This window comes from Aminiphilus sp., from assembly GCF_029975095.1.
GTDB lineage: Bacteria > Synergistota > Synergistia > Synergistales > Aminiphilaceae > Aminiphilus.
Window position 1 is genome coordinate 1 of sequence record NZ_JARKPW010000061.1, and the last position, 6,537, is coordinate 6,537.

The window sequence follows — 6,537 nt, forward strand, 5'->3', positions numbered from 1 at the left end:
CCTTCGTGGATCTCTACCCCGCCTCGGGGGGCGGTGTTCCACTGCGATACGAGAGCGTGCGGGAGCGCTTCCGGGAAATGAACGTGGAGGCGCTTCTTGAGGAAAATATTGCTGAAGCGGTGCGGCGGTGCAATGATGACGGTGAGATTCAACGGCGTGTTCTTGCGGCCCAGGGAATCTCTCCCGAGCAGCCCCAGGAGGCGACGCTGCAGATCCTCTTTCCACAGGAACGGGAACGGGAGCGGGAGCTCCGGGGAGAAAACGACGAGGGCGCGATCGATTATCGGGACAAGGGGGAAATTTTCTCCGTGCAGCCCGGCGATGTGCTCGCCATCCTCGATCCCGCCGTCGACGGCGTTCCGGGGCGGGACATTTTCGGGAACGTCATCGACGGTCCCTCGGCGAAGAAGATGGTCTTCCGGGCCGGAGAGGGGGTTGTTTGCGAGGATGGGCGCCACTTCGTCGCCGCCCGGAAGGGGCAGCCCCTCTTCTCGGGGAGCGAAGTCTCGGTCAAGCCCGTGGTGGTCATTCCCGGAGACGTGGACTACGGAAGCGGCAATGTCGTTTTCGAGGGCAGCGTTATCGTCCGCGGCAACGTGCTGGACGGGTTCCGCGTGGAGGCGGGCGTGGATGTGGAGATCTTCGGCAACGTGGAGTCCGCGTTCGTGCGAGCCGGGCGGGATCTTCACGTGCACGGAGGTATTCTCGGCGAGAAAGCCGACGTGGACGCCAAGGGGCGCCTGACCGTTCGCTTCGTGGAGGGGGGGCATGCCGGTGCCGACGGAGATGTGACCGTTGTTTCCCACCTGCTCCACGCCGAGGTGTTTTCCTGCGGTACCGTGGAGGTGCAGGGAAGGAAAGGGGTCCTCGGAGGCATCGTGGTCGCCCGGGACCGCATCGATGCCGTTTCGGCGGGATCCACCATGGGGACCCGGACCCATCTCGTCTCGGGGGTCGATTTCCGCGTCCGGGAGCAGTTGGGAGCTCTCGACGGGCGTATCAAGAAACTCCAGGACCTTGCCGCGAAAATTTCCGAGGTGGTGAAGCACTCCACGGCCAAATTCCTCCAGGGTGGACAGATTCGGCTTCCTCAGGAAATGCAGGTCAAAATGGACCTTCTCATGCAGCACTACAACACTGCCGTGAGGGAGATGAACCTTCTGCAGGACGAACGGACGCTTCTGCGGAACCGCATGGAACAGACCGTGAAATCCGGGGGGTTCATCAAAGTGAAGAACCGGGTTTTTCCGGGCGTGCTGGTGGAGATCAGGGGCGTCAAAAGGGAGATCAAAGACGAACTCCGTTTCATCTTGTTCTATCTGGATCCCGACACAGGGGAACTCGTCACCGGGATTTACGGATAGCTTTTCCGGCGGGAGGTTCGGTGTTTCGAGGCAGGGCCGAAGTCGTGGTGTTCCTGCCCGGAATGGAGGTCTCGGACCGAGGTCCCTGGAGTGAAGGAGCGCCCTGACACCGGGGAAAACGTATCCGGCAAACCTGAACAAGGGGGTGTGTGCGGAGGAGTCCCAGGTGATCGCTGTGAAATCTCGCGAACGGGAGAGAACCGGAGGGTACGCAGAAGAGAGTAAAGAAGAGAAGAGGAGGGGTGAGGAATGAGACATCTTACCTACAAAGTCCGTCTTTGGATCACCGTGGGAGTGCTTCTTGCGGCCCTGGTGGGCGTGGCGGCTTTTTCGATTCGGTCCACGCAGGTGATCTATCAGGATCTCATCGCGAATATCTACGATGAGGCGTTTGTGGCCCAAAGCCTCATCCTCAACGCGGATCGCGATCTCTACCAGGCCCTGGTGGCCCGGCAGGCTCTCCTCACTCTCGCGCAGGCGCCGGAGGAGTTTGCGAAACATCTCAAGGACTTCCGTGAGAACGTGGAGCAGGTGCGGGACCGTTCGGGCAAGGCGAAAAGTATCCTGGAGACGAACCGGAGCGAATGGGAGCAATATCGTCTGGAGAAGGGAACCCAGTCGATCTTTCAGATCTTCGGAGAGCTGGAAAAGGATCTTCCCGAGTGGGCTCGCGATTCCGAGCGTTTCATCGAGCAGGTTCGCTCCGGCGCGGCCGCTCCGGGATCGATCAGGGAGATCGAGAGTCCTCTTTTCAAACGCGTCCGGGGGGCGCTCAACGACATAGGCGAGATTCTCGACGACGGGGCGGAGGCATCCGCCGAGATGAACCGGGGGCTCATGGAGCGGGCCACGCGCATCATCTGGGTGGTGGTGATCCTGGCGGCTTTGGGGGGATTCTTCTTCTCCTTCGTCATGATCCGGCAGCTTCTCGGCGCGGTGCGCCGCATCCTCGCCACTGCGGAAGCGGGTCGCCGGGGGGATCTCACCATGTTCACGGAGCTTTCCGGCCCGGACGAGCTGGCCCAGATCGGCACTTCGTTGGATGCAATGCTCCGCGCCCAGAACGACGTGATCCTTCAGCTCCAGTCCGAGGCGGAGGCCACCGCCAGGAGGGCGGAGTCTCTCGCGGCGCTTTCGGAGGAGACCGTGGCCTCCATGGAGGAGATCCGGGGTTCCATCGACCAGATGATGCACCTCTCGGAGAACAGCTCTGCCGCGCTGGAGCAGACCAATGCGGGGGTCGAAGAGGTGGCGAGCACGGCCTCTACCTCCGCCCAGGCCGCCACGGAGGGCGCCGAGGCGGCGGCGAGAACCGCCGGAGCGAGCGAGAATTCCGTGGCCCGGGTGAAGGATGTTGTGGAGGAGATCCGGAGTATCGGCGTCAAATCCCGGGAGATCGTGGAGGGCATGAACCGCATGGGTGAATCGGTGGCCTCCATCACGGGATTCGTGGCGACCATCAAGAACATCGCGGATCAGACGAACCTCCTTGCCCTCAATGCGGCCATCGAAGCGGCCCGGGCCGGTGAGGCCGGACGGGGATTCGCCGTGGTGGCCGAGGAAGTGCGAAAACTCGCGGAGGAGTCGAACACGGCGGCGAAGGAAGTGGAATCCCTTATCACGGCGCTGTCCACGTCATCGAAGAACTCCGTGGAGGCCATGAAGAAGGCCGACGAGATCGTGGAAGGGACGGTGCGGAAAGCCCTGCAGACCCAGGCGCAGCTCGACGGAGCCCTTCGGGAGATCGCTCTGGTCACCGACGCCATGCAGAACATCGCCGCCTCCGCGGAGGAGCAGGCCGCCTCCGCGGAGGAAATGGCCACGGGTATCGATCTGGCCGCCAAGGGAACCGCCACGATCGTTTCCGCCGTGGAGGGAATCCGCAACGCCGCGGAGGATACCTCCACGGCATCCGAGGGCGTGGCAAAGGAATCTCAGGACATGGCCGGCTCGGCGGAGCGTCTCCGGGACCTTCTCGGGCGTTTCAAGGTCACTGCCGGAGGCGGTGCCGGTCTGGCGCTCACCCCTGCGAAGAAGTAGGCATCGAAACGATTTCCGAGGGGGAGGCCGCACGTTGCGGGGCGCTTGGGCCGCGATGCGGCCCCCCGAGGACGTTGATGAAGGAGGCTCGGGAGACATGGAAAAATCGGGAGGATACGTCGAGTTCGGAGTCGGTGGGGAACACTTCGCCGTTTCCCTTGGATCTGTCCGGGAGATCGTGCGTGCCTGCGCTATTACACCCATCCCTTCCGCGTCCGCCCACGTGAAGGGCATGATCGCCCTTCGGGACGAAGTGCTCCCCGTGGTGGACCTGGCGTCGCGCCTCGGCATGGCCCGCGATCCCGAGGTCGAGGGACAGATCGTGATTCTCGATCTTCAGGGGATTGTCGTGGGGCTCCTTGTGGACGAAGCGTCCCAGGTAAGCTCTCTCGGCGATGCCGAGTTCGACGCCGGAGCGGCGCCGCAGGATCCCGGGCGCAAGGGGCTTGTGGCGGGAGTTCTTCGCACGGGAGAACGGCTGCTCATGCTCCTCGATCCCGAAGCGGTGCTTTCCATCGATCCCGAGACGCTCCGGCGGCTTCGCGACACCGCTTTCCGAAAAAAGCGCACGGAGAAGGAAACGGAGCGGGACGAGAATCTTTTTTCCGTGGTGACCTTCACCCTCGGAAACGATGTGTACGGGTTTCCCCTCGAGGATGTCCGGGAGATCATCCGTCCGTCCCGTCCCGCCCTTGTTCCCGAGGCGCCTCCCCATGTGAGGGGTGTCATCAATGTGCGAGGAAGCATCCTGCCCGTGGTCGATCTGGGGATGCGCCTCGGCGTTTCCAGTGGCGGTGACGCCTCCGAGGGAGCGAAGATCGTCGTCCTCGATTACGGAAGGGCACGGACCGGATTTCTTGTGGACGGCATCCGTGAAGTGCTCGAGGTCTCCAGAGATATGCTTCAGGAGCCGCCTGCGGTGACCCGCACTGCCGAGGGGCGGAGTGTCGTCTCGGGGATTCTCGACGTGCGGGGGCAGATCATCGCCCTGCTGGACAAACAGGTTCTCGTGAGTTCCCGGGAACTGGACCTCGCGGACGTCAAGGACGCCGCTGCCGGAGCGGGCGGCGGAGGAAAGGAACGGATGCGTACCTTCGTGGTTTTTCTGGAGAACGGACAGGAGTTCGGACTTCCCATCGGGACCATTCGGGAGATCACCCGTCGGAGCGTGGTGGCCCCTTTGCCGGGCGTTCCCGCTTTCGTCGAGGGTGTGATGAGCATTCGCGGCGAATCCGTCACCGTGGTGAGCCTTCGGAAACGTTTCGGAGGAGATGTCCACGAACGGGGAGAAGAATCGCGGATCCTCGTGGCCAACGTGTCCGGGGTCTCCCTCGGATTTCTTGTGGACTCGGTGGTGGGTGTCGAGCAGGTTCCGGAGGACCGCCTTGCGCCGCCGCCCCTGGGGGGCGTCGATTTCGGCGAGGCAGGGCATTTTGTCTCCGCCGTGGGGCATCTCGAGGGCGGACGCCTCCTGCTGGTTCTCGACGCGGAGGCGGTCTTCGGAGAGACCGCCAGGAATGTGGAGACGACTGTTCCGGCGGGGCCGGAGGCGTGACACAGGGAGTTCGCGAGGTTTTCCGAAGCTTGACAGAATCGAAAAAAAACTGTAGGGTATACCAGTTCGGCTTGGTCCGGACGTACTTCACCGTTTTGGGAGGCAATACATTGAGCACGCAGGGTACTGTCAAGTGGTTCAACGAGGCAAAGGGTTTCGGCTTTCTCACCGACGCGAACGGCAAGGATGTGTTCGTGCACTACAGCGCAATTCAGGGGCAGGGTTTCAAGACTCTTGCCGAGGGGCAGCAGGTCAGTTTTGATGTAACCCAGGGCGACAAGGGGCCTCAGGCTTCCAACGTCATCAAACTGTAGGCGCGGTAGTTTGTTCGTAAGAGTTCGTTCGGTGGCATAAAAGCACATCGACTATCTGCGAGGAGGAGGGCTTCGGCTCGCCTCCTCGTTTTTATTTCCGGATTCGCAGCGCGCCCCCCGCTTTTCCCTTTCCGTATCACCGAATGCCGCTCCACTGTCTCGAAGAGAACTTTTCGAGGATCATCCGCACGAACTCGGAGTGTGCCCACTCCTTTCCCGCAGGAAAGAAATGAATGGTGAGCATCACGATGGCCAGTGCGAGAAAGACGGTCAGAGCGACCCAGAGGAGCTGAATTTCCACGTTCGGTTTTTTCTGCGGCGGTTTGTAGAGTGTCGTCATGAACCGTTCCTCCTCCATGTCCTTCGCCCGACTCACATCCCTGTCCCATCCGGGCGGACTCGAAAACAACATTTTTCCAACGTCATGATAGCGCGTTACCCCTCTTGTACTCAACTTTTTCGCGTGTTTTGCGTATTAATTCCTGTAATTGCCACGGGGGCTCCGGCGTAGTGTGCCGGAGAAACGGAAGAAGAGAGTGGATCGCCTCTCGTGAGGCGCCTGGCGTCGTCGAAAGGATCAGATTTGCATGGACAATTGACATGTGGTTTTATTGTATGCTATATAGTACTCAAGAAATGCATTTCGCACGAGGAGGGGTTTGTCGTGAAAAAAGCCGTGCAACTCGGATGCGGTCTCGTGGGGAACGTGATCGCCGCGGATATGATGGAGGATTTCGATGTCACCGTGGTGGATCTGAACGCCACGGCCCTGGAGGCGCTGAAGAAGAAATTTCCAGCCGTGAAGACCGTAACTGCCTCCGCCACGGACGCCGGAGCGCTCGCGCCGATCCTCGAAGGTGCCGACGTCGTCACTGCGGGTGTTCCCGGGCGATTCGGGCACGCCATGATGCGCGCCGTCATCGATCTCGGATACAGCCTGAGCGACATTTCCTTCATGCCCGAGGATTTCGAGGAACTTTCCGAGGACGCGAGGCGCAAAGGTGTTACCGTGGTCCCCGACATGGGCGTTGCGCCGGGCATGTCCAATTTCCTCATGGGGCGCGGTGCGGCACTTCTGGACGAAGTAGAGCGGGCCTACATCTACGTGGGGGGCATTCCCAAGAATCCGCAGCCTCCGTTCAACTATCAGGTCACCTGGTCCGCAAGAGACGTTATCGAAGAATTCACGCGTCCTGCCCGTTATGTGGAAAACAATGAACTCGTTACGGTGGAGGCCACGTCAGGACTCTTTCTCAAGGATTTT

6 protein-coding genes are annotated in these 6,537 nt (G+C 61.3%); 5 read left to right on the top strand and 1 reads right to left on the bottom strand.

Annotated features, from left to right (window positions below; genetic code table 11):
* The 4 genes from Q1K49_RS03925 to Q1K49_RS03940 form a co-directional block, all read left to right on the top strand.
* Nucleotides 1-1,364: FapA family protein (locus Q1K49_RS03925; RefSeq protein ID WP_300523038.1), on the top strand; the 1,364-nt coding region annotated here is incomplete at its 5' end.
* A 249-nt stretch (nt 1,365-1,613) separates the two neighbouring features.
* A complete protein-coding gene (locus Q1K49_RS03930) occupies nt 1,614-3,404 on the top strand; it encodes a methyl-accepting chemotaxis protein (protein ID WP_300523041.1) in 1,791 nt (596 codons plus the stop codon).
* Nucleotides 3,405-3,501: 97 nt separating this feature from the next.
* Entirely contained in the window at nt 3,502-4,959 is a 1,458-nt protein-coding gene (locus tag Q1K49_RS03935; RefSeq protein ID WP_300523044.1) for a chemotaxis protein CheW, read from the top strand.
* Between the two features lie 110 nt (nt 4,960-5,069).
* On the top strand, nt 5,070-5,273 hold the full coding sequence (locus tag Q1K49_RS03940; protein ID WP_300523047.1) for a cold-shock protein: 204 nt from the start codon (nt 5,070-5,072) through the stop codon (nt 5,271-5,273).
* A gap of 136 nt (nt 5,274-5,409) precedes the next feature.
* On the opposite strand, the gene Q1K49_RS03945 is transcribed toward Q1K49_RS03940, so the two are convergent.
* Entirely contained in the window at nt 5,410-5,613 is a 204-nt protein-coding gene (locus tag Q1K49_RS03945; RefSeq protein ID WP_300523050.1) for a hypothetical protein, read from the bottom strand.
* A gap of 324 nt (nt 5,614-5,937) precedes the next feature.
* On the opposite strand from Q1K49_RS03945, the gene Q1K49_RS03950 reads away from it, so the two are divergent.
* A partial coding sequence (locus Q1K49_RS03950; protein ID WP_300523052.1) for a saccharopine dehydrogenase C-terminal domain-containing protein occupies nt 5,938-6,537 on the top strand: 600 nt, incomplete at its 3' end.